Below are 25268 nucleotides of genomic sequence, written 5' to 3' on the forward strand. Positions count from 1 at the left end.
AAAAAGGAAAAGGATGCCTATGAAATCAAGCATTATTCGTAAAGCAGTTATCCCTGTTGCCGGTCTGGGCACCCGCATGCTGCCAGCAACTAAAGCTATTCCCAAAGAGATGTTGCCGGTAGTCGATCGCCCGTTAATTCAATATGTTGTCAACGAAGCCATCGAAGCCAGGCATTAAAGAAATTGTGCTGGTAACCCATGCCAGTAAAAATTCTATTGAAAACCACTTCGATACCAGTTTTGAACTGGAAGCCCAGCTTGAACGTCGTGTTAAACGTCAACTATTGAATGAAGTTCAGTCCATCTGTCCCAAGGATGTCACCATTATCAGTGTAAGGCAGGCAGAAGCTAAAGGGCTGGGGCATGCGATCCTGTGTGCCAAACCTGTGGTTGGGGATAATCCATTTGCGGTGTTACTGCCAGATGTGCTGATCGATGAAGCCAGCTGTAACCTCAAACAAGACAATTTAGCCGCAATGGTTCGGCTCTATGGCGAAACCGCTAATGGCCAGATCATGGTGGAAGGTGTGCCTCAAGCATTAGTGGATCAATACGGGATTGCCGATGTAAACGGCCAAGATATACAACCCGGTGGCTCAGTTCCCTTGGTGGAATTGGTCGAAAAACCAGCGGTAGATGAAGCGCCCTCCAATCTGGCGGTTGTGGGCCGTTATGTGTTACCTGCCGAGATCTGGCCACTGTTGGCAAAAACCCTAATGGCGCGGGTGGTGAAATCCAGTTGACAGATGCCATTGCCATGCTGATGCAGCAGCAGCAAGTAAACGCCTATTACATGCTGGGGAAAAGCCATGATTGCGGTAACAAACTAGGCTATATGCAGGCAATTGTTGAGCATGCTGTACGCCACCGCGACTTGGGCCACGAGTTTGTCAGCTATCTGAAACAATTTGTGAAGGGACTGGATTAATGAACGTATTGGTCACTGGTGGTGCTGGTTACATTGGCAGCCACACCCTCGTTGAAATGCTCAATGCCGGCATAAATGCGGTTGTGGTTGATAACCTCTGCAACTCATCGGTTGAATCGTTACACCGAGTAGAACAGTTAACGGGTAAAACCGTACAGTTTTATCAGGGCGATATTCTCAATAAACCACTGCTACACAAAATTTTTACTGATCATCAGTTCGATGCGGTTATCCACTTTGCCGGTCTCAAAGCCGTTGGTGAATCGGTTGTAAAACCGCTGAAGTATTATCAGAACAATGTTTGTGGCACTTTAGTGCTTTGCGAAGTGATGCAGGAAGCCGGAGTACACAATCTGGTATTCAGCTCTTCAGCAACCGTCTATGGCGATCCTGCTAGTCTGCCAATTCGGGAAGATTTTCCCACCAGCGCCACCAATCCATACGGCCAGTCAAAATTGATGGTAGAAAATATCCTGGCAGACTTCCAGCGCGCCAATCCGCAATGGAATATTGCCCGCCTCCGTTATTTCAACCCGGTCGGTGCGCATGAGAGCGGTTTGATTGGCGAAGATCCGAATGATATTCCCAACAATCTGATGCCTTATATTGCGCAGGTGGCCATTGGCAAACGTGAAAAACTCAGCGTGTTCGGCGATGACTACCCGACCCCTGATGGTACGGGAGTGAGAGACTATATCCATGTGGTAGATCTGGCGCAAGGTCACGTGAAAGCCTTGCAAAAACTGCAAACTAAACCTGGGCTGGTCACTTACAATCTCGGTACTGGTCAGGGTTACAGCGTGTTGGATATGGTACATGCCTTTGAGAAAGCATGTGGCAAAACCATTCCTTACCAGATAACCCCACGCCGTCCTGGCGATGTAGCTGCATGCTACGCCGATCCCTCTTATGCGTTACAAGAACTGGGCTGGCAAGCCACCCACACCTTGCAGGACATGGTGGACTCCAGCTGGCGTTGGCAGTCACAAAATCCTAATGGGTATCACAGCTAATGGTTGATCCATCGCGCCGACGTTTATTTACTGTACATGCCAGTGCAGTAACTAAACTTCGTGCGCCATGGAGTGTGCCCGAAGCGGCATTTACAGATCATTGTAGCCGTTGTGGTAAGTGTGTTGATGCTTGTGAGACTGGCGTCTTGATTAAAGGTACAGCAGGATTCCCAGAGATTGATTTCCAACGTGCCGAGTGTAGTTTCTGTGGTCAATGTGCCAACGTGTGCCCGGAACCGATATTTACCAATACCGCGCTTACCCCTTGGCACTTGACCGTAACATTTCAGTCTCATTGTCTGACTTATCAAAGTGTTGCTTGCCAAAGCTGCAAAGATTTTTGTGATGTTGGCGCCATCAGCTTTATGCCTCAAGCGGGCGGAATAGCAACGCCACAACTGGCAACCACACAGTGTACTGGTTGTGGTGCTTGTGTTGCCGCATGCCCGGTAAATGCCATCACAATTAACCCCCAAGGTTAAAGCCGCGCGCTTTTCTGTCAGGTGTCAAATCTTTGTGGTTTTGCTCAAGCAACTTTCCCGATACCATCAGGCATAACATTAATCACGGTTAAAGGATTCCCGCGATGTTTGGTAAAAGTAAAAAAACGGGTGAAATCACCTACATAGCCTCAGGTTGCAAGATTACCGGCGAAACAGGATTTACGGGTAACGCCCTGATCGGCGGTTCAGTATTTGGCAAGGTACATTCGGAACAACAAGTCACTATCGAAGCAGAAGGACTGATTAACGGTGAGCTTTGCTGCCATGAATTGAAAGTATCCGGGATATTTAAAGGTAAGTTACAGTGTGAACACCTGATTATTACAGGCACAGGTACGGTTGAAGGCGAAGTTGCCAGCAAAAGTATGGAAATCTTTGAAGGCGGCCAGTTTATCGGTATCAGAGTCAAAGATGAGGTAAACCTGCTTCAGGAACTCAATCCAGAGAATAAGCTCAATAAAAACAATTTATTTGAAGGCCTTGAGCTACAAACAGAATAATACACAGCGTCAGTGTGAACCTTTACCCATAACCACTATCGGCTTATGACATAGATCACAATTTTATTACACGAATTGCTGAATTAGAGATATGAATGCGGGTTGTCACAGTTATTTTGGCAACTTATGTTTAGACTTACATGATATTTCGTAAGTTAATTAACTTTAACTGTATTTCAGCTTTCGAGTAGAGATATCTATGGCAAGCCGACTTTTAAAGCAACTGTGTGAGCTGGATATTTTCACACTTATGGTATTCAAAACCATTTACGAAACAGGACATGCAAATATCACGGCAAGGGAATTGTCAGTATCAGCCCCCAAAATAAGCCGTTGCCTCAGTTCTCTTAGAGCAGCATTCGATGATGAGTTGTTTTACCGTCGCCAACAGAAACTGAAAGCCACACCGCTTGCCGAAAATTTGTATCGCCCTGTTTGTGATTTTATTCAGTCTGTTTATCAGCTTGAATTACAAGCCAGTAGTCGTCGTGACTGCCTCACCGAAGGCTGTCTGCAAATCGCGGTGGGATACGGCTTGTTAAGCGCACTGTCCAAAGTATTTGGTCAGAAAGAGATAACAGAAAAACTCGGTAAAATCCGCTTATATAAATGGCGCGGTGACTCTGCCGATCTGATCCACAGCGGCGAATTGGATCTGGGGATAAGCCTAGAAATACCAGACAATCAGGAGCTGCAACTCACCACAGTGGGCGAATGCCGTGAGATAGGTTTGGTATGCCGCGCCGATCACCCGATTTGGCAACACTACCCCAATATTACGCTAGAAGATATTACCCACTACCCTTACGTTTATATGAGCGTAAAAAATTTCAACGAACGTATAGATCCACTCGAACTCTATTGCCAGCAAGAAAATTTACCTTCACCGGAAATGGACTCAGTCGAAGATGTGGAAGAATGGCATGCACATCTGCTTACTATGAATAGCATAGGCCTTGCCCCCGCTACCGAACTTTGCCAGACAGACAGAATGAGTGAGTTAAAGTATTGTCTGTTGCCCGCCAGCGAAGTCGATAAACTCCAAAGAACATTGGCACTGCCATGTTATCAGTTAATTGAAAGGTCAAATGATTATCGTCGTTATAGTCAGGCACAACGGCAGCTCATTATTGATTTAGTTTCTAAATTACTTGATTTCAGGGTACAGCCCGCAGAAGAACGTCGCTTTGGAACATAGCATTTAAATTTAGGTGCCCTATCATCCTATTTTTAGGATGATAGTCTGTCTTTGATTTAATTGATTTATATCATCTCTTAGCTTTGTTCTCTTAAAAAATAAACCCCAGTAAATTACAGTTTTCGAAATCCGGAATTTCCATTTCAATTTCTTAACCCATGTTTCACAATTTGTGCATGTACTCGCTTAATACCTCGTTAGATGTAGGTATATTTAAGCTACTGCAAATGCAGTACACATAATTTGAACAAGGGACGCAATGATGAAAAATCATAAGAAGTCATTACTCGCGTTAGTCCTGTTAGGCCTGTTCGGGCTTTCAGCCTGTACATTTGACGGCGATGACGGGAAAGACGGAGCAGATGGTGCACCAGGTACTCCAGGTGCTGACGGTCAAAATGGTCAAGATGGACAAGACGCTGGTTCAGCTGTTTCTGCCGTTTACAATGCTGGCGATGTAGCTTTTACTATTGAACCTGCTGACAATACTTTGGCTGGTACAGGTACTTTCGCACTGAAGTTCAAAGTAACCGCAAAAGACCAAGCTGGTGCTGAAAAACCACTATCTGGTATTAATCAGGTTGCGATTTACTCAACTACCGCTATGCCTAATGACACTGGTGATGGCCCAGCTACAGTGTGGGTAAATAACGGTGCTGACGGTGCTCATTCAATGTACTGTACCTTAGATGGTACATATTCTTCTCGTGGTGAAACTGGTGATGCCTGTATTTTGGCAGAAGATCCAGCAAATCCAGGTACCTATACAGGCACTTGGCAGCATGATGGTGTAGCCCCCATCATGAATGCCAACGATGATTTGAATGCACCCCACCGTGTATTCTTGCGCGTATATAACCTGAAAGATGCTACTGATGTAACCAAGAGCCTCAGTGGCAAAGTATTATCTCAGCCACTGGACTACGTTCCAGCAACTGGTGCGCTGGTTGAATCTACAGGTAAAGACACTGTAGCTGACGCAGCTTGTATCCAGTGTCATGGTGAAAATGCCAAAGGCACAATCGCCAATATCGAAGCACATGGCAATTATGAAAGTGTGAAAAACTGTATTGCATGTCATAACCCAGCCACTCAACCAGATGCAGACCAGGCCGCCAAGGGTTATGTATTTGACCTGCCAGCAATGATCCACCGTATTCATGGTGGCAAACATGTTGCTGATTACTCAGGTGGCGTTCCAGGTGCTTGGGCAAATATTGAGTTCCCAGCACCAGTTTACGAATGTACTACTTGCCATAATGCAACCGATGAAGAGAAAACAACTTGGAATACAGCTCCTACTCGCGCTGCGTGTCAAGGATGTCATACTGGTGTTAACTTCGAAACTGGCGTAGGCCACGAAGGTATCCCACAAGCTAATGACGAAAACTGTTCAGGTTGTCACCGTGGTTCTTTAGCACCTATCAATGCTCACAAAGTTGGTAAACGTGCTGAATATTCAAAATTAGCGGATATCAGCTTTACTGGTGCCAAAATTGTTGGACCTAGTACTACAACAGGTTATACCACTGTTGAAGTAACTGCTGATGTAACCATTGCTGGTACACCAATTACAGCTACCACAGCGTTTGCCAATTTCAGCAAGATTTCTACTTTAATGGGTAACGTAGACAGCACTACTGGTGAAGTAACCCGTTGGAGTGGACGTCCTAACTTGGATGGCTCAGGCTCTAACCCGGCATCAACAGACGCTGCTGTTGCGAACCTGAATGCCAGTGCTGCTGTTACTGATGGCGTGTTAACGCTGACTTTCGATGTTATCGATGCTAACGCTACCGGTTCTATCTATGTTGGAACTGAAGCCAATTACTGTGTAAGCAAAGATGGAGCAATCGCAGCTTGCGATTCTGCAACTACTTATAACCCAGACTTGGCCTTCCATTATGGTGATCCTGTAGGTGCCAGCTCAACTGTTAAGTTCTTCAACCTGACAGACCCAACTGCCGCCGCTAAAGAAGCGCGCTTTGTTGATCCAGCACGTATCACTGTAGCAGAAGCAAAATGTAATGCTTGCCACAACTCTCTTGATTATATCAAGGGTAACCGTCATGGCGTTTACACCTTTGACCAATGTATGGACTGCCATAACAATACTTGGAGTGGTTCATATCACCCAGAAACTCAAATCCTGACAATGGCTCGCGAAGCTAATGGAAGCGTAAAAGTTGATGCAACTGATGCTCCGATTGTGCTGAGCACGGCACCAGCACCAGTGATCTTCCACAACCGTGATTTGGTGACTGTTGCCCACCGTTTCCATAGCGGTAACATGCATAATCCAGAAACTGGAGCAGAACTTGAGTCAGCAGGTATCTTCTTGGACGAAAAGGGCGTACTGCATGGTTACCCAGCACCATCTAATGACTGCTCTGTATGTCACAAAGATGGAACCAAGTTCTTCGATGGCAATGGTATGTTGACCTCTGGCAAACGCGCTATCGCAGTTAGCAACTATGGTCCTGTTTCTCAGGTATCACCAATTGCTGAATCTTGCCGCAGCTGTCACACCAGCGCATCAGCAGAAGCCCACTTTGTGTCTAATGGTGCAACTGTAGAAAGTGATGGTCTGACAGATCCTAACACTGTACCAGTTGAATCATGTGCCACTTGTCATGCTCAAGGTAAGTCCTACGGTATTGAGAAGTTCCACATCATCAAGTAAGTGGTGTTTTTACGGATAACGTTTAGTTAGTATCTGTAACGAAAAAGGGATCCATCCGGATCCCTTTTTATTTGTTGTGTGTCCCGTCCTGGAATATGTTGACATAAAGAGGACTTCTTTATGGCAACATCAACTAACTCAAGCCGTAAGCGCACGCAACGTGATTACACCTTAGCCTTTAAATTAGGTGTCGTAGAGCGTGTAGAAAAAGGCGAAATGACGTACAAACAAGCCCAGCAGCGCTTTGGCATTCAGGGTAAAACAACCGTACTCGTTTGGCTCAGAAAGCATGGTAGACTCGATTGGTCGAAACCTTTTCAGCATCCCCTTATGCCTAATTCAAAAGAAACCCCAGCACAAACTATCAAGCGCCTTGAGCGTGAGCTAGCCGAAGAGAAACTGCGTAACCAAATCCTCAATGGTATGGTCGATATCATGGATAATGAATACGGAGCTGGTTTAAGAAAAAGTACTTATCCGGTATGTCTGGCAAGCCAAAACCCAAAGAGAAATAAACTTAGCCGCAGCATGTCGTGCAGCCAGTATTTCAAGGCAAAGTGTCTATCAAGCAGTAGCTCGAATGGAAAGCCGAAGAGCTGTGTCCCGTCCTGGAATACGTTGACATAAAGAGGACTTCTTTATGACAACATCAATTAACGCATCGAATTAAAAACTAACCCATTGCAAGCAACCGACTCGCATACGCATCGAGAGATTAAGATTTGTGGTGTGCAGTCGCTGGCATCTCTGTTATTTCTCAATTAAGAAACCCCGAAAATAACCAAGCGGCTAAAGCCGTACACTACGTAAGTGGCTCTATTATGAATTGGAATGGAAATCTGAGGGCCGGAAGGCTTAAGCCTAGATACGAAGTTACCATCGTAAATTCGCCACTGATGCGATGATACAGCAGCAACCTAACATCAATATATAGACAGAAACCATCAGTTAACTGTTTGAGCTATTTGAGATTAATGCTTTCAATAACGGCAAATAACACAACAATAGAGGATTATCTTTCGAGGCGGGAACCACAGGATGAAAGCCTACCTAAGTGGTTATTTATCAAGAGCCAGTAACTGCTGTTGTCTATATTCCCGTAGTTGCCGCAACAGTTGTTCAGGAGCCAGCGGCAGGAACTCAACGGGGATATACAGATGAAACCCCAGATATTTATCCAGCATTAAACAGCGGCGGCCAAACATTGCCAATAGTCCTCGATATCGGTCGCCGTTCACGACTAATGGCTCAAACTCTGCGGATAGGTAATGCTCCAGACTCTGCAGTTCGTCATCATTGGCCACCGCGGTCATCACTAAAGCACGCTGTTCTGCCAGTAAGCCAGTGGCCAGTCGTGGTGATATGGTATCAAGCACCGGATTAATCGCTTTGAGTTTGATGCCAAGATAAGGCAGTGTCAGCCAATCAACACCCCGTTGTACCCGCAGTAAATCCAGACGTTGAATGTTCTGCCAACTTACCTGTAATTGGCCCCGACGATGAAAAAATACCATGCCCTGGGCATCGAGCCGTAATATAACTTCCGGTTCGATCTGCTTGGCGATGCCCAATACCAAAGCAACAGCCCCGGCCGAGAAACATACCAGCGCAACGATGAAAGATTCACGCCAACTCACAAACAGGCAAAGTCCCAGAAGCACAAACAAAGCACCGACAATAGTTAGCGTAAGTGCATTGCGTTTACCTAGGGTGCGTATTGCTACCGATTCATTGCTCATAGAAATAACAATATGGAACTCAAGCGCCCAACATAATACGGATACTCAACCAAGTCATGCCCAAATATTCATGAATGGCTTTCGCTGAATTATCCAGATTTGCCGTGCTTAAGCGCCACCAATGATCGCGTCTGGCAAGAAAATCCGTAGGTGCGGCCACGGGCTCCATTCCTGCCATCTTAAAAATCTTCATTGCTCGGGGCATATGGGCAGCGGAGGTCACGAGTAGCAGTTGACGCCCCCTACAGCATCATCCCCCATATCGGTTGCCGCAGCACCAAACGCCTGACGTAGCGCCAAGGCTTCTTCTATGGTGTCACGCGCATCAGGCAACTCTAAGATCCTATTGGGATTGGCCCCCATTGCTACGGCAGCATCACGCAACTGCTGGGCATGAGAGGAACTGTTCAAACCACCCGTCCAGCCGCTCACGACCAATAGGCAATCATTGCTGGCGGCTTTTTCACCTGCGCGACCCCTTCGGTTAACCGTGCCAACGCAGTAGTCGACAGCTTATGACGTGCTTCCCCCATCAATGCATCATCATGCCCAGATCCCAACACCATTACCACGCAGGCATGTTTGGGGGCCGCAGTTCTCACGGAATATTGATGTTCGAGCGGCCATAGCAGCCAGTAACTGCCAAAACTGCTACTGAGTAACAGCAACCAGGCCATGGAAAACACCACCAACCCTTTAGCTAGTTTAGGGCGACTCCGCATGAAACATAACGCCAGGAGTAATAAGATCAATGCCAGAGGAATTGGCATAAAGAATTGAGAAACTACTTGTTTTATCAGAAACATGAATTGTCGTATTGTCAGTTGTAATCGTCAAAGAGTGTACGTGGCTGCACTGTTGCAAACCAGTGAACTTAAGTTAATGGGCTATAACGGCCATAACCAAGCTGCGCCGCGCACACCAGAAGAACTACCATGCAGATTTTTAACAACAGGCGTTTCACACTCGTTGCCCACCACATATTGCGTCAGCATCGCCGGGATACGATCATAAATAGCATCGACATTAGACATGCCGCCGCCCAGCACAATGACATCAGGATCTAGAATATTGATCATCGATGCCAACGAGCGCGCCAGACGATCCAGAAAACGTTCAAATGCCGCCGTTGCCAACTTATCGTCCTGAGCCACTAACTGCATGATTTCATTCCCGGATGCCAGCTTATGATTGACGGTCAGATTATAATCCCGCACAAAACCAGTACCTGAAATATAACATTCGGTGCAATCATAATTGCCGCAAAAACATTTGGCCGAGCGAAACTCTTCGGGGTGCATCCAAGGCAAAGGAATATGTCCCCACTCACCTGCGATACCATTACCCCCGGCGTGAACCTTGCCATCAACGGCAATGCCACCGCCCACACCTGTGCCAAGAATAACCCCAAAGACCAGACGTTTGCCGGCGCCAGCACCATCCACAGCTTCTGAAACAGCGAAGCAATTGGCATCATTGGCAACCCGAACTTCGCGGTTAAGGCGCTGCCCAAGATCTTTATCTAAAGGATGTCCATGCAGCCATACAGAGTTGCCATTTTTAACTTCGCCAGTAAACGGAGAGACCACACCGGGAATACCCACGCCAACCGTTCCCTGCTGACCAAGCGTATTTTCCGCTGTGACAACTAAATCGCATATTGCATCAAGGGTACCAGGATAATTTCTGGGAGTAGCCACCCGCTGCCGATAAAGCTCCTTGCCGCATCGTCTAAGGCGACTAATTCTATTTTAGTGCCGCCTAAATCAATCCCAAATTTCATTATGTTTACTCCTGGATCTCAATACTGGATCTGGTAATCAAAGGGGATAATGATTACCTAAAAACTGCGGTCTTATAGGGTGTCACAATGCCAGCCTAGCAACGGGTACTGGCGGGATGCGACAATACTTGATCTACAGCAAGATGCCAACCATCAAAGCTGTTGCTGGCCTATTTACCCAGTGTGCTAACGTTGTGCCTATCGATAAATGCTCAATGCGATGGTCCAATAGCGCAGACAGAAACAGGCTCCGCGCTAGCACTAGGCAAAATATGCCAGCAGATCACTGACGGTACGATGACCACGTGTCTGCAAAAAATTTAACAGCTTATTTGGTGAGTAATTTAGCAAGCGTTGGTGCGAATATCCCACGGCATCAATGATCTTCAATGCCTCATCAAACTGGCCTAAGGTAAACGCGACATGAGAATCTGACCCTAGCACCAATTGTGCATCATACTGTTTGGCTAATTTGGCAATAGACAGACAATTCGATTCACTACCTTTGCGCGAAGACACAAACGATGAGTTGTTGATCTCCAACGCCACATTATGCTCTGCGGCGGCACGGACAATCAGTTCCTGTTCAATAGGATAACGGGGATTACCAGGATGAGTAATAATGTCAACATTGCCACTTTGAATGCAGGCAAGCAGCGCCTCGGTGTGATGGGCAACATCCGCCGGCGGGAATACCGGCTCATGAAAACCCGCCTGAACCAGATCGAGTTCAGCCAGATAGTCACCGTAATAGTCAATATCGCCCTGGGCGTTACAGATGTTAGCCTCAATACCACGCAAAATGGCAACGCCATCCACAACCCGAGGTAACACCCGCAGGTTTACGAAATGCCAGAAGTGAGGCGCATCCGCCATTGCTGGGCCGTGATCCGTTAATGCAAACAACTGTATTCCCCGTTGTTTAGCAACATTCAGATAATCATGTACCGTGCTATAGGCGTGGGTAGAAGCAATAGTATGGGTGTGGGTATCAACCGAAAACATGGCAGTCCCTATGGAATAACGTGGGTGGTTCAAGGCATCACTTTAGCGAAAGCTTAGCAGCAATGCCAGTAACACAGGCAAGCAGTTGTTAATGAGGAAAGTGCAACAACTGCTGGTTACTAAACAACGGCATGTTGCAGAAAACACCGTCACAACGACCAAGATTGACCTGCTCCGGCCAACCTTGGTCGATACGCTTAGCGAGTGTTAGCGCTGATAATATTCTTGGTACCACTGCGCGAAAGCATTAACGCCTTCTTTAATCGCAACGCTAGGTTTGTAACCTACAGCTTGAAATAAGTCGTCAGTGTCAGCCCAGGTGGCCTGCACATCGCCATCCTGCATCGGCAGCATAATTTTCTCAGCCGTCTTACCCAACGCCAGCTCCAGTTCGGAAATAAAATCCATTAAGCGTACCGGGCTACCATTACCGATATTGTAGATCCGGTATGGCGCACTGCTGGTCGCCGGGCTGCCATGCTCTACAGTCCAGGCAGGGTTAGCTTGCGGTACTTTGTCGGCACACAATAAGACCCCGGCGACAATATCATCGATATAGGTAAAATCCCGGCTCATATCTCCGTGGTTGAACACCTTAATCGGCTGATTGGCACTGATGGCAGAGGCAAACAACATCGGCGCCATATCCGGGCGGCCCCACGGCCCATAAACCGTGAAGAAACGCAACCCTGTGGTCGGCAAGCCATAGAGATGTGCATAGCTGTGAGCCATCATCTCATTAGCTTTTTTGGTTGCCGCATAAAAAGATACCGGATGATCCACCGAATCACTGGTGGCAAACGGCATTTTTTTGTTAAGGCCATAGGTTGAGCTGGACGAAGCATAAACCAGATGCTCAACCTTGTTATGCCGACAACCTTCCAGTACACACAAAGTTCCCACGAGATTGCTGTCCGCGTAAGCAAACGGATTACTGATGGAATAACGCACCCCAGCCTGAGCCCCCAGATGGATCACGCGTTGAAACTGCTCTTTGGCAAACAAGGCCGCCATACCATCACGGTCTGCCAGATCTAATTTCAAAAACCGAAAGCCGTGATATGCCGCTAGATGGTTGAGCCGAGATTGTTTCAGACTGACATCGTAATAATCATTCAGGTTGTCAATACCAACCACCTGATGCCCAGCCTCGCACAGTTTTTCGGATACCCGCGCCCCAATAAAACCTGCGGCCCCAGTCACTAAATATTTCATTTCCAAATCCTGTACGGTAAGTAACTGCACGTAGCGGGTTACTTACCGAATATCATCAAGCTGTTAATGGCGGTTAGTCTTGCCCGAACAGATCGCGTGTATAAACTTTATCAGCCACATCGCGTAACTCATCCATCATACGGTTGGAAATAATCACGTCAGACATCGCCTTGAATTCATGCAGATCGCGAATGACCCGCGAATTAAAGAACTGCGCTTCTGTCAGCACAGGTTCGTAGACGACAACTTCAATGCCCTTGGCCTTGATCCGTTTCATAACACCTTGCACCGCTGAGGCGCGGAAGTTGTCAGAGCCGTTCTTCATAATCAACCGGTACACCCCAACAATCTTAGGTTTACGGCTAATAATAGAGTCAGCCACAAAGTCTTTACGGGTGCGGTTTGAGTCAACAATCGCCGCGATCAGATTGTTTGGCACATCGTTATAGTTCGCCAGTAACTGTTTGGTATCTTTGGGCAAACAGTAACCACCATAACCAAAAGAAGGGTTATTGTAGTGGCTGCCAATACGGGGATCCAAACACACACCATCAATGATCTGCCGGGTATCCAAGCCGCGCGAATCTGCGTAGGTATCAAGCTCATTAAAGAAGGCTACGCGCATCGCCAAGAATGTATTGGCAAACAGTTTGATGGCTTCGGCTTCAGTACTGTCGGTGAACAGCACAGGGATATCGGGTTTTAAGGCACAGTCAGCCAGCAACCGGGCAAAGGTTTCAGCACGCTGTGAACGTTCCCCCACAATAATACGGGAAGGATAAAGGTTATCGTACAAGGCTTTGCCTTCTCTCAAAAACTCTGGAGAGAAGATAATATTCTCGGTGCCAAAAGTGGCGCGAACTTCCTGGGTATAACCCACAGGAACGGTGGACTTGATAATAATACAAACGTTGCGATTAGCAGCGAGCACATCTTTGATCACTGACTCCACGGAGCCAGTATTAAAGTAGTTAGTTTTGGGGTCGTAATCAGTAGGTGTGGCAATAATGACAAAATCTGCATCTTTGTAGGCGGATTTATCTAATGTAGCCGTCAGATTAAGGTGTCTTTCCACCAGATATTCTTCGATCATCGGGTCGACAATCGGCGACTTACGGGCATTGACCAAATCCACTTTTTCCGGGATCACATCAATGGCAACCACTTCATGTTTTTGCGCCAACAACACCGCATTAGACAGGCCCACATAACCTGTTCCTACCACAACAATCTTCATAGATTTTATCTTCCCTATGCTCTCATTATCGATTCCAGAGTCAAGGGCCACAACTATACTAGCCGCGGGCATAATACGCTATGACGGATTCCCGGAACAGAGCCAATTGTTGCGCAGGTAATGTATTGATGCCAGCGGCAGCGGCTCTACCGCCGCCAGAGACAAAACGACTACAAAGGGTTCCAGCCCCCTGCCGATTATTGAGTGGTGCCCGTAGTGAGATCATCAGTGTGCTATCGGGATTATCAGTGACGATGGCTATCGCTTTATCTGGGTTGGCATTGGCAAGCTGGTTTCCCAAGACGCCGCTGATACGTTTTGCCCAGGGCGCATCCGGTAATCGATACAGCAGCAGGACATCATCATTATGCGCAGGCATTAGCGCACTAAGCTGTTGCATATCACGTGCATAAGCTGCCTGTAACACATAATAAGGTGATGAAAAATCGTCCCGTAAAGCCCATGGTGAGTGATAACCCACTAACTGGCGAAACAGCGTTGCCGGGTCGATATGTAACTCAGCGACCTTATTCCCATATGCGTTATAGTTGATTAATGTGCCGAGTTGTTGCAGAAATGCAGTGTCGGTGTCATTCAGTGCTAACGTTACCGCTAAGCGCCGGGCGGCCGTCAGCATATTGTCACCAAAAGCGGCCGCGATTGCCCAGAGACGTTGTTGACCATCCAGCAGTTTGTCAACAATCAATGCAGTACAGGTATCGGCACTCAGATCGATATGGGTGGTTAGTAACGGCGATTGCGGTATTTCGCCAGCGCGGTGATGGTCAATATAGTCGACTGCTACATCTTGTTGCAACAGACGTTGCAGCGGCAAAAGATTTTGCTCCAGGGAGATGTCCAGCACTTGCACCGTATCGCCAGCAGCCGCTGAGACTCGTTGCAACAGTGAAATATCGCGCTTTACGCCTGTCACCAGGACGGCTTCTCGCGGAGCCAACAGGCGCAATTGCACCAGCGACAGAATGCCGTCGGCATCACCGTTAAACACATCATAATGCATCGCAAATTCCTCAGCCTCGCGGCTGCAAATAACCACCGTCTGTTAAGTATTGCAAAATGGCCGAGACACAACTGTCAATGTTCATGTCAGCGGTGTGCAGATGAATTTCCGCGCTAAGCGGCACTTCATAGGCGGAATCAATCCCAGTAAAATGCTTAATCTCCCCGCCCGAGCCTTGAGATAGAGTCCTTTCGGATCGCGCTGTTCACAAACAGCCAAGGGCGTATCCACAAAAATTTCAATAAATTCGCCAGCGTCATGCAGTTGTCGTACTAATTGCCGGTCAGACTGAAACGGGAAATAAACGCTGTCAACACCAGTAGTCCGGCGTCAACAAACAGTTTGCTGACTTCGCCGATGCGCCGAATATTTTCCACCCGGTCAGCATCACTAAAACCCAGATCCCGATTCAAGCCATGCCGCACATTATCGCCGTCTAGTAAATACGTGTGATAACCCAGTTGCGCCAACCGTTGTTCCAAGGCATTGGCAATCGTTGATTTACCAGAACCACTCAAGCCGGTAAACCACAGCACTGCGGATTTATTGAGGCCTTTGGCATGTGCTCTAGCGGTCTTACTGACCTGGTGCGGATGCCAGACCACATCAGAGGAATGTTGTTTTGTCATGAAAATATCCTTCACCAGTACCACGGCTATGCTTAAAACGGAAAAAACACTGGCACCATCACCACCACGATAGCGCCATACGTTAACGCCATCGGCACACCCAGTTTAAAAAAATCACTCAGGCGATATTTCCCGGCGTTATACACCATCAGATTGGTCTGATAACCAAAAGGGCTGACAAAACTGCCACTGGCAGCAAACGCGACCACCATGACAAACGGCAGAATATCAACCTGCAACCCTTTCGCCAAACCAATCCCCAGCGGGAACATCAATGCGGCGGCAGCATTGTTGGTGACCACTTCCGTCAGCAACCAGGTAGCGACATAAGTTACTAACAGTAAATAGAAGGGTTGCAGTCCACTGGCATGTTGCCGCACCTGCTGCGCAAACCACTCGGTCACGCCGCTGTTCATTAAGGCAAAAGACAATAAAATCGCCACCGACACAATCAGCCAGATATCCAGCGGGAATCGGCGCAGCAGCTCATTGACAGTAATGCAGCCACTAAAAATATAAAGCCCCAATAACAACAACATCGACTGCAGTAAATCCATCACGCCCACAGCCGCTAGTGTCACGGCCACCATAAAACTGCCGACCGCCAACCATTCGCTGCATCCACGCAGTTGCTGTTCCGGCTCAACGCCACTGAGACTGATGAAATTTTTGCTGATGTTATGCCGCTGTCGATAATCCTCGCCCACCGCCAAAACCAGAAAATCCCCCGCGGCCAGCGTCACGTCCCCTAGTTTGCCAGAAAGGTTCTGCCCGTCACGGCGAATGGCGACTACTGCCGCATCAAACAATGCCCGAAAGCCAACACTTTTTAATGTTCGGCCAACCACAATGCTTTCTTGACGTACCACCACCTCAGTCAATTCCCGCTGCAGCAAACCATCTTTATCCGCAAACAGCTCTAGTCCGTGGAAATGATGTAACTGCATCACTTTATTGATGTCACCAGCAAACACCAGGCGATCCCCCGGCTGTAAAATCTCTGTCGGCACTACAGGCGACAACAATCGCCCGCCGCGTACCACTTCAACGAGGAACAGTGACTGTAAATGGCGCAGACCATTGGCCTCCACACTCTTACCGGCAAGCGTGGAGCCTTGAGTGATTTTGGCATCAATGAAATAGCCTTTTAAATTCAGGTCATTACTTTGCCAATCCGGTAACATGCGGCTGCACAGTGCCAGCACTACGCCACACCCCAGCACCAACAGTAGCCCAACCGCAGCAAAGGAAAAAAGGGCAAGGACTTGCCGGTTTCATTGATATAAAAGCTGTTAACTATCAGGTTAGTGGAGGTGCCGATTAGTGTTACCGTCCCCCCAAGATGGCGGCATAGGACAGAGGCAGTAGCAAACGGCTAGCATTATGGTGCGGATTCGTACGGATCGGCGCCATCAAAGTAGCAACCACCGCCGTGTTATTCAGAAATGCCGAACACAGCGTAGTCAGTCCAAATAACCGTAACCAACTGGAACGGTAACTGGTCACGATGACTTTCTTGGCAATCAACCGCAGAATACGGGTTTTCTCCAATACCAACGAACACAGCATCAACAGGATTAAGGTCACCAAACCAGAGTTTGCCATTCCCGTGAGTATCTGTTGCCGATCAACTAGCCCCATGGCGACGAGACACAATAGCAAACCGCCAAATACTGCCGCCGGCCGAGTCTGAAAACGGATCAGACCGGCAACGGTAGCAACAAACAGTAATAAGGTAAGATAGGCATCCAGCGCCATGGCATCATCCTCGCCAACGAGTCAGCATCATGGCCGTTAGTCTTGGCTGATATCGCGCACATTCCAGTGCGGGTATTGCTTACGTATCAGCGCATTGAACTCCAGCTCAAATTCACTGTAACGTGGCCGCGGCGTATGCTCTGGCGTTGGCAGTCGGCGGATCATCCCGGCCCCAACCGTAGCATTGGTGAGCCGATCAATAATGATAAAAGCACCGGTATTTCGATTTGTATCATATTGATCAAATGCTATTTTTTCGTTGAGTTCCCAGCGGCACTCACCCATTTCATTCAGCAACAACTGTTTAGCATCGCTCTGTTGCAGCGTATTGACATCTACTTTGAAATTTATCGCCCGAACATAGCCGGAGGTGAGTTTACTGCCGGCTTTGACAAGGTATTCACGGTCAGCATACAGCGGCTCTTGCGCCATCCACACTACGTCGGCAACAAAGCTGTCGCTGACAACACAGGCATCTTGAGGCCGCACGAGCATATCGCCACGGCCAATATCAATTTCATCGGTCAGGGTTAACGTCACCGCCATGCCAGCGGTAGCTTTGGGCAGATTACCGTCAAAAGTCACAATGGCCTTGACCTGGCTCTGTTTGCCCGATGGCAGCACGGCCACGATATCACCGACACGGATATCACCAGAGGCAACCGTGCCGCTAAACCCGCGAAAATCCAGATTGGGGCGGTTCACATACTGCACCTGGAAACGGAACGCATCAGCCACACGCCGGTCAATCGTCACAGTATTCAATAGTTTTAACAGGGGTGACCCGGGATACCAGCTCATGTTATCGCTGGCATTCACCACATTGTCGCCTTTCAGCGCTGAAATAGGCACAAAACGCACATCGGTAAATTTCAGCTGTTCCGCAAAATCGCGGTAATCCTGTTTGATCTTTTGATAAACCGCTTGGTCATAGTCAACGATATCCATCTTATTGATGGCAACAATAATGTGTTTAATGCCGAGTTGGGAGCAGATGTAGCTGTGGCGTCTGGTCTGTACCTGCACACCGTGACGGGCATCGATCAGAATAATGGCCAAGTCACAGGTAGAGGCGCCCGTGGCCATATTGCGGGTGTACTGCTCATGCCCGGGCGTATCGGCAATAATAAATTTGCGTTGTTCGGTCGAAAAATACCGATAAGCAACATCTATGGTGATCCCCTGCTCGCGTTCTGACTGTAAACCGTCCACTAACAGCGCCAAATCAAAGGCTTCATTGGTGGTATTAAAACGCTGCGAGTCTTTCTCAATGGCCGCTAACTGATCTTCAAAGATCATTTTGCTGTCATACAATAACCGCCCAATCAGCGTGGATTTCCCGTCATCGACACTCCCGCAGGTAAGAAAACGCAGCATATCTTTGTTTTCATGAACCTTGAGATAACTTTCTATATCTGTGGCAATTAATTCAGAACTATGTGACATCTGTGTGCATTCCTGACCGTAAAACGAATTCTGCTGGCAACTTTTTCAGTAAAAATCAGAAGTAACCTTCCATTTTTTTCTTTTCCATCGAGCCGTTACTATCGTGATCAATCACCCGGCCCTGGCGTTCAGAGGTGGTGCTCAGCAACATCTCCTGAATGACCTCTGGTAATGTGGTAGCCGATGATTCAACAGCGCCGGTCAACGGATAACAGCCCAAGGTTCTGAAACGCACTTTGCGCATTTGAGGAACTTCCCCTCTTTTAGCGGCATACGTTCGTCATCGACCATGATTAATGCGCCATCGCGTTCAACCACTGGACGTTCTGCCGCCAAATACAGGTCAGGTATTTCGATGTTTTCTAAGTAGATATATTGCCAAATATCCAACTCCGTCCAGTTGGATAAAGGAAACACGCGAATGCTCTCGCCTTTATTCACTTTACTGTTGTAGATATGCCACAGCTCAGGACGTTGATTTTTAGGATCCCAGCGGTGTTTGCTGTCGCGAAATGAATAAACCCGCTCTTTGGCTCGGGATTTTTCTTCATCACGGCGAGCGCCACCAAATGCCGCATCAAATCCATACTTATCCAGCGCCTGCTTCAGCGCCTGGGTTTTCATGATATCGGTGTGTTTGGCACTGCCATGATCAAACGGGTTGATGTTGAGTCTCACCCCTTCTGGATTGCTATGAACCAACAGTGTAAAACCGTGCTTACGCGCCATCTCATCGCGAAACCGGATCATTTCGCGAAACTTCCAGGTGGTGTCCACATGCAGTAACGGAAAAGGGATTTTGCCGGGATAAAAAGCTTTACGTGCCAAGTGCAGTAAAACCGAAGAGTCTTTGCCAATAGAGTAAAGCATGACGGGGTTATCAAACTCAGCCGCCACTTCACGCATGATGTGAATCGATTCAGCTTCCAGCGCTTGCAGATGCGTCATGCGCTGCTGATTTACGTTTGTTACCACTCCACTTAACCTCTTACAGCAAAGCCAGTTTGAAGGAACCCGGTAGGTACCCGCCACCAGCAGATTTGCGACTATTTGTGTTTGTTTAAGCGGAGTTTAACAAAACCCCATATAAGCCGAATCATCATTTTTTGAATTTATTATTCAAATACTGAATATCGACAGACAGCACCTTACCTCTCGATAATCTGGGTATTGCCCCCTAATTAGCCTCATAACCAAGAGAGCAGCACGCATTTAATATAATCCCGATGAAATGAATATTTCTATCACACTACCATATAGAATCAGTGCCTACCTATGTATGTTACCGAAGCACAATCAACAATGAGTGAAAAATCTCACACATTGCAATATATATCTCACATATGAACAGCAGAACCTAGAAACGATAAATTACTTGAGCCAGACATCCAAAGCGGCTAGTTCTTCCGCTTGCCGATTTTGGGATTTGTTTGTTCGAGCACTTAAGACATTGAACATCCTTTTACAAAGCTGCCACCACCTTAAAGGATAATAACAGTAAACCGACCATGATTCGGCGTTTACCGGGAACAACAAGGCAATTTTTTGTCGAGAAGGAAAAATTTTTAAAAAAACCACTTAGCTTTACCTACTATTCCCCTAGCTTTAATTTTGCTTAATGTGGCATGAACTGCGCGTGACTCATAATCCTGTAGCATTAATAGCGCAAATCGCTCAGCATCCATCGCTAAGCTTTGCCCCTTACTACCTAGATCATCAAGAGACTCTATCCGTATCTCTGGGAAATAATACTTCACCATATGCAACACTAAAGAACAGCCATCTTTGCTACTACCGACCTGAGCCGCTTGCCAAAATAACGACCAGTCAATGGTGCAATGTTCGATCAAATAGGCAATATCCGTCAGAACCAGCGGGCCATTATTAAATCGATGGTCATAACTAGCATGCATAATCAGATGCAGCAATAAATCAGTAGGTGACATAAACAGGATTTGTTGGCCTGCAACGTGCGCGACAATACAACGATACCAAAAGTTATCGTCAGCCACTAAGTCTTCACTCGGACTATTTTCTGGGTGAAAAACCTTATGATGCAGTTCTACTATAACCCCTGTCGGAGAAAGCAATGGTGGAATATGTTTACTGAATTTTAGCCAATCATCAGAGCTTCCTTTATATTTGGCATATTTTGGTGGGTGGCGATATCCATGCTTAATCAGTTGTTCATAAGCTCCAGCCAGTTGTGCCTGAGGGAGCAGCAGATCGATATCGCGCATCGGTCTGAGCGCAGCATGAGGATAAATCACATTGGCGAGATAACTCCCTTTAAGGGCAATATGGTGAATTCGCTGCGATGACAACAGTTGGTGTAACTTGAGCAGTTCAGCCTGCATCTTAACCGCTCTTATTGCTGACTTTTTATAGATATTCCGCAAACGCTCACTCACCGAAACAGGAATCACTAACATTTTTTGTTTCAGTTGCCAGTAAAGTAAAGGCGCAATCCGATGTGACATTGCCATTTCACATATTGTGGCCCAATCAGCATCAGTTAGCACATCAAGTTGCTGCTGGGTAATGGTTTGGCGCTCAGAAATTAAGTCGAGTAATAGCCTTTTTAGATGCATCATCACCACCGTGTTGTTGTTTCAGTTGTTGCCACGTACCTTGCGCAACAACACTTCCCTGTTCAAGTTTAATGACCTGATCGGCATGTTCCAGTGTCGGTAATCGATGACCAATAACTAGCACCGTCATATTACCGTGCAAATTTTCAATCGCTTGGCGAATACGCTGTTCGTTCTCAACATCCAAAGCACTGGTAGCTTCGTCTAAGATCAGTAGCGTAGGTTGTTTTAGTAACGCTCTAGCTAACACTATACGTTGGCGCTCACCGCCGGAGAGCCGAACACCTCCATCGCCAACCATGGTATCCAGTTGGTTTGGTAAATCAAAAACAAACTCCGCGGCAGCCAATGTCAATGCTTTTAATAAGTCCGCTTCCGATGCTTTGGGATTACCCCACAGCAAGTTGTTACGAATGCTGTCATTAAACAAAAATACCTCTTGCGGTACATAAGCAACCGATTGCCGCCATTGTCGGCGTAAGGGCCCAGTCAGCAAGATATCATCCAATAAAATCTCACCACTATCAGCGGCTAATAACCCCATCAACAGATCGGCTAGCGTACTCTTCCCTGCGCCAGAGTGGCCTATCACCGCCGTAGTGGTATGCACTTTCAACGTTAATGACACTTGTGCTAGTGAAGGTGAATTTTTACCCGGATATTGAAACGACACATTCTTAAGTTGAATTTGCTTGCCGATGACAATAGGTTGATGGCTGTCGAGTTTGGTGGGTTCGGCATTAACACGATAAGCATCTTGCAGTCGCTGAGCATCTTCAAGTGCCGGCAATGCATGTAAACAATGGTGTAACTGCTGTTGCGCTGACATAAACAACGGGATCATGCGCCCAAACACAATCACTAAAGTCAACAGTTGCGCAACCTCAATATGCCACAGATTCAACCCGGCTAGCAGATAACCAATAAGCAGCGTCGCCCCAAAAATTTGAAACAAGACTTTCGATAAACTAGTGTCTTTTTGGAAAGCCAGTTGTTGCTCACGTAATGTTGCAATTGTGTGGTCAAAACGTTCAATAAAACTCGATTCCTGCCCCAAAATTTTGGCGAGTTTTATACCCGCTAAACTCTGCTGTACTGTTGCCTGCATGCTCCGATTAGCCTGACCTAACTGCTGTCCCAACGACAGTGCTTGTTTTCGCTGACCACTTAGCACTAACAAAATGAGGCCACCACTGATAAATGCCAGCAGCGTTACTTGCCAAGATAAACTCACTGCGGCAATCAAGTACGCAAGTAACGTCATCAACGATGCCAACAAACCCAGTAGAAAATTAAACCCTACGCCGATGCGGTTGATGTCGACTAACAAGCTGTTAGCCTGATCAGATTGATTTTGCTGCGTTAACCAACGCCATTCAGCATGTAACAACAGCGCGAAGCTACGCAGTCGCATTTTGTCGACTAGCTGATGTTGCATAATGGTGCTGAGGCGCTCACGGGCGTACAGTAAAGTTGCTCTTAATATAATCAGCAATAATACGATGCCCATCAGGAATGAAGTTGATGTGGGAACACCTAACTCCGCCATGCGCTGTAGCATCTGCCCTGATACATTGTGTGTCACCGCAGCAGATTGTAATGATTGCAACAATGGCACCAGTAATAAAATGCCCGAACCTTCGGTTAAGCCCGCCAGAATCATGAGTAGCAATATGAGTAACACTCGTTTAAATGTCACAAGTGCAATTAGCGGCTTAATAGTAGCGTAAGAGGGCATCATCTCAGCTCATTTTCAATGTAAAAAGGTAAGCACCTACTACGGTAAACTGATTAAAACTGTAACCACCAGTCACTCTTACTGATCCAGAGCATACCCAAGCATGGGCTTTAATCTGCCCCGCGTCTCTGCATAAGCCAAAATATAACGCTCCAGGAATGCCATACAACCCCAACAAAAAACGTGCAGTAATGGCTTGCGGGAAACAATTGGATTCCCAAGGTGTATAGGGCGCAATTCCTTGAACGAGTTTACTTATCTGCTTTGCTCTTAGTCGCTGCTTTTCAGATATCAGCGGGATCCAATACCCTTTAGCCTGTAGAATCCCTAATCGCGGCGCAAGCTTGCGAAACGATAAGCGAAAAATAGCCAGCTTGCTTAGCCCTAACAGCAGCCAAGTGGGAATGGCCCAACATTGAATAAATAGTGATTGGCGTAAAAATTTAATCCAAGCAGAGGTCAAGACTGAATATCTACCAGTTGATTATCAACTAAAGATTGACAAAAAATTAAGGTGTCTTGCTGACACTGCTGTTCGGTAACGTCATATTCGTTACAAATCTGCTCAACAATGTCAGCAATAGATTGTGGCGCTTCAAGAAGCTCCCAAATACGGCTCCCCGTTCCGCTAATACCAAAATAGTTACCAGTTTCAGGTACCATCATTACTGTATCGCCATCCATATCAGTAAAAATCTGATCAGGCTTACGGCGCAGTTCGCAATCAAGTGTCAGCTCAGACATGTTCATTCCTTGTACTAAATAAGCTATTGATAAATCCGATAATACTTAATAAATAAGTTATATTCTAACAATAATAATCTAGCCATTTGAAACTTTGGCTAACTTTATCCAAGCACCGATAAAGTGATGGTGACCTAGAGATATACATTATCGATAAGTGATTATAATATGGTGCATCCATCTTTATTGTCAGATTTTTTATGTTTGCTGGAGTCTATTCTACTCATTCTCAACTTCCCGCAGTTAATACTGATGTGATAAAGCAGTCCCTTGCACCGTACCATCAACCCGATAATGATGGCTTTTATACTGAGCCGAACTTCTGGCTCTATGAGCAACGCCACCACCACGGCTATTTTGACCGTGATCCGCATCTGCCACTTTATTGTGAACAAAAAGGCGTGGTCGTGGCATTTTGGGGGCGACTCGACAACCGCGAACAATTAGCCGCCACACTAGGTTTAAATCATAAAGATGAGCAACTCACCGATGCGCAGTTAGTGCTTGAGGCATGGTCACATTTCTTACAACAGCTACCCGAACAACTTTTGGGTGATTTTGCCATCGCTATTATTGATAAACCACGACAACAGCTATTTTTAGTGCGCGACCCGTTAGGGGTTAAACCACTGTATTATAGTTGGCAGCAAGGGAAACTATTCTTTGGGTCATCAGCTGCGGCACTTAAAGCTATGGATGGCATTGTCCTGAGCAAAAGTACTGAGTGGATGGCGCGCTATCTTTGGTTGTGCTTATCCAAAGATCCTATCAAGACTGCGTACAATGAAATGCGCAAACTACCACCCGCCCACTGCCTGTTATTGGCGCACAATGCCGAGCCACAGCTACGCCGCTGGCATTTTTGGCGTGATGATGCACCAATAGCGAACCAACGCGATGAACGCTGGGTCAATGACTATCGGGCAGTGCTGGAAGAAAGCATCCGTTGCCGCATGCATAGTCCTTACCCTTTGGGCACCGAAAACAGCGGTGGCATCGACTCGGCAACACTCACCGCCTACCTAGCAAAATTCTTAGATAATCCGGTAGAACAACTACACAGTTTTGGCTTTGCGATGTGCGAGCAAGAGCCGGAATATATTCTTGAAACCAGCCAAGCCTGCGGTATTGCCCATAATTACTTAGTGAGTGCTCAGCTTGGTAACCAAACTGAGCGGATGGAACGTAGCTTAAAAGTATTGGGGTATCCTGAGGAACATGGTAACGCCAGTCTTCATCTACCGTTTTATCAGCAATGTCAGCAGCGCAATATCAAAGTGTTGTTTTCAGGTTTTGGCGGTGATGAAGTGGTCACCAACCCGGCAAATTTGGCGCGTTATGAGTTCCTCGATAATCACCAATATGGCGCGTTATTCAACATTCTGTCTGGCAACGCAATAACTCGGCCATTACGCCTTGTTAAAGCAATATTGAAACCGCAAAACCCCGCCTATCGCCCCACTTTTTTAACCGCTTGGCGTCAGCGCTGGCCCTACTGCCTATTAAAAAGGAGGTGATCGAGGCTTACAATATTCAG

Annotated in this window: 21 protein-coding genes and 5 pseudogenes; 8 read left to right on the forward strand and 18 right to left on the reverse strand. The window is 47.0% G+C overall.

From position 1 onward, the window contains the following. Positions 1-19: 19 nt before the first annotated feature. The 7 genes and pseudogenes from galU to KHX94_RS02350 all read left to right on the forward strand — a co-directional run. Positions 20-928 (forward strand): annotated as a pseudogene (galU, locus tag KHX94_RS02320) (UTP--glucose-1-phosphate uridylyltransferase GalU). Continuing rightward, complete coding sequence (galE, locus tag KHX94_RS02325) at positions 928-1941, forward strand: UDP-glucose 4-epimerase GalE (protein ID WP_213682214.1); 1014 nt, start codon at positions 928-930, stop codon at positions 1939-1941. The pseudogene galU and the gene galE overlap by 1 nt, the downstream one beginning before the upstream one ends. Continuing rightward, a complete protein-coding gene (gene napF / locus KHX94_RS02330) occupies positions 1941-2423 on the forward strand; it encodes a ferredoxin-type protein NapF (RefSeq protein WP_213682215.1) in 483 nt (160 codons plus the stop codon). The genes galE and napF overlap by 1 nt, the downstream gene beginning before the upstream one ends. A gap of 104 nt (positions 2424-2527) precedes the next feature. Beyond that, positions 2528-2944, forward strand: coding sequence for a bactofilin family protein (locus KHX94_RS02335; RefSeq protein ID WP_213682216.1), 417 nt, complete (start codon positions 2528-2530; stop codon positions 2942-2944). Positions 2945-3143: 199 nt separating this feature from the next. Next, positions 3144-4142: a LysR family transcriptional regulator gene (locus tag KHX94_RS02340; RefSeq protein ID WP_213682217.1), complete on the forward strand. Its 999-nt coding sequence runs from the start codon at positions 3144-3146 to the stop codon at positions 4140-4142. 259 nt (positions 4143-4401) lie between these two features. Beyond that, complete coding sequence (locus KHX94_RS02345; RefSeq protein WP_213682218.1) at positions 4402-6825, forward strand: OmcA/MtrC family decaheme c-type cytochrome; 2424 nt, start codon at positions 4402-4404, stop codon at positions 6823-6825. 120 nt (positions 6826-6945) lie between these two features. Beyond that, positions 6946-7423 (forward strand): annotated as a pseudogene (locus tag KHX94_RS02350) (IS3 family transposase); the annotation flags it as partial. 460 nt (positions 7424-7883) lie between these two features. Here KHX94_RS02350 and KHX94_RS02355 read toward each other — a convergent pair. The 18 genes and pseudogenes from KHX94_RS02355 to KHX94_RS02425 form a co-directional block, all read right to left on the reverse strand. Continuing rightward, entirely contained in the window at positions 7884-8570 is a 687-nt protein-coding gene (locus KHX94_RS02355) for a DUF2982 domain-containing protein (protein WP_425314056.1), read from the reverse strand. Between the two features lie 13 nt (positions 8571-8583). Then, on the reverse strand, positions 8584-8742 hold the full coding sequence (locus tag KHX94_RS20910; RefSeq protein WP_280529605.1) for a hypothetical protein: 159 nt from the start codon (positions 8740-8742) through the stop codon (positions 8584-8586). Between the two features lie 41 nt (positions 8743-8783). Next, positions 8784-8996 carry a YdcF family protein gene (locus tag KHX94_RS20915; protein WP_342345798.1) on the reverse strand — a complete coding sequence of 71 codons (213 nt, stop codon included), beginning with the start codon at positions 8994-8996 and terminating at the stop codon, positions 8784-8786. Continuing rightward, positions 8993-9286: a hypothetical protein gene (locus KHX94_RS20045; RefSeq protein ID WP_244859288.1), complete on the reverse strand. Its 294-nt coding sequence runs from the start codon at positions 9284-9286 to the stop codon at positions 8993-8995. The genes KHX94_RS20915 and KHX94_RS20045 overlap by 4 nt, the downstream gene beginning before the upstream one ends. A 165-nt stretch (positions 9287-9451) precedes the next feature. Next, a pseudogene (gene mak / locus KHX94_RS02365) lies at positions 9452-10350 on the reverse strand (fructokinase). 258 nt (positions 10351-10608) lie between these two features. Next, the gene (locus KHX94_RS02370) at positions 10609-11352 is read right to left on the reverse strand and encodes a phosphatase (protein WP_213682220.1); all 744 of its coding nucleotides are present in this window, start codon (positions 11350-11352) and stop codon (positions 10609-10611) included. A 207-nt stretch (positions 11353-11559) separates the two neighbouring features. Next, positions 11560-12567 carry an NAD-dependent epimerase gene (locus KHX94_RS02375; protein ID WP_213682221.1) on the reverse strand — a complete coding sequence of 336 codons (1008 nt, stop codon included), beginning with the start codon at positions 12565-12567 and terminating at the stop codon, positions 11560-11562. A gap of 73 nt (positions 12568-12640) precedes the next feature. Continuing rightward, positions 12641-13804 (reverse strand): nucleotide sugar dehydrogenase, encoded by a 1164-nt coding sequence (locus tag KHX94_RS02380; protein WP_213682222.1) that lies wholly within the window; start codon positions 13802-13804, stop codon positions 12641-12643. Between the two features lie 58 nt (positions 13805-13862). Further along, positions 13863-14825, reverse strand: coding sequence for a DHH family phosphoesterase (locus KHX94_RS02385; protein ID WP_213682223.1), 963 nt, complete (start codon positions 14823-14825; stop codon positions 13863-13865). Between the two features lie 81 nt (positions 14826-14906). Beyond that, positions 14907-15454: pseudogene (gene cysC / locus KHX94_RS02390) on the reverse strand (adenylyl-sulfate kinase). Between the two features lie 32 nt (positions 15455-15486). Then, positions 15487-16659: an SLC13 family permease gene (locus tag KHX94_RS02395; protein WP_342345799.1), complete on the reverse strand. Its 1173-nt coding sequence runs from the start codon at positions 16657-16659 to the stop codon at positions 15487-15489. 121 nt (positions 16660-16780) lie between these two features. Continuing rightward, positions 16781-17212, reverse strand: a complete 432-nt coding sequence (locus KHX94_RS21350; RefSeq protein ID WP_342345800.1) for an SLC13 family permease — start codon at positions 17210-17212, stop codon at positions 16781-16783. A 36-nt stretch (positions 17213-17248) separates the two neighbouring features. Beyond that, entirely contained in the window at positions 17249-18658 is a 1410-nt protein-coding gene (gene cysN / locus KHX94_RS02400; RefSeq protein ID WP_213682224.1) for a sulfate adenylyltransferase subunit CysN, read from the reverse strand. 55 nt (positions 18659-18713) lie between these two features. Next, positions 18714-19606: pseudogene (gene cysD, locus KHX94_RS02405) on the reverse strand (sulfate adenylyltransferase subunit CysD). A gap of 617 nt (positions 19607-20223) precedes the next feature. After that, positions 20224-21252, reverse strand: a complete 1029-nt coding sequence (locus KHX94_RS02410; RefSeq protein WP_244859406.1) for a nucleotidyltransferase domain-containing protein — start codon at positions 21250-21252, stop codon at positions 20224-20226. Then, positions 21212-22921, reverse strand: coding sequence for an ABC transporter ATP-binding protein (locus tag KHX94_RS02415; RefSeq protein WP_213682226.1), 1710 nt, complete (start codon positions 22919-22921; stop codon positions 21212-21214). Before KHX94_RS02415 ends, KHX94_RS02410 begins: the two co-directional genes overlap by 41 nt. Before the next feature lie 70 nt (positions 22922-22991). Beyond that, entirely contained in the window at positions 22992-23450 is a 459-nt protein-coding gene (locus tag KHX94_RS21655) for a lasso peptide biosynthesis B2 protein (RefSeq protein WP_213682227.1), read from the reverse strand. Beyond that, positions 23447-23731, reverse strand: a complete 285-nt coding sequence (locus tag KHX94_RS02425) for a lasso peptide biosynthesis PqqD family chaperone (RefSeq protein ID WP_213682228.1) — start codon at positions 23729-23731, stop codon at positions 23447-23449. Before KHX94_RS02425 ends, KHX94_RS21655 begins: the two co-directional genes overlap by 4 nt. Positions 23732-23985: 254 nt before the next feature. On the opposite strand from KHX94_RS02425, the gene KHX94_RS02430 reads away from it, so the two are divergent. Continuing rightward, positions 23986-25248, forward strand: a complete 1263-nt coding sequence (locus KHX94_RS02430; RefSeq protein WP_213682229.1) for an asparagine synthase-related protein — start codon at positions 23986-23988, stop codon at positions 25246-25248. Positions 25249-25268: the final 20 nt, after the last annotated feature.

Origin of the sequence: Shewanella dokdonensis (assembly GCF_018394335.1) — a bacterium.
GTDB lineage: Bacteria > Pseudomonadota > Gammaproteobacteria > Enterobacterales > Shewanellaceae > Shewanella > Shewanella dokdonensis.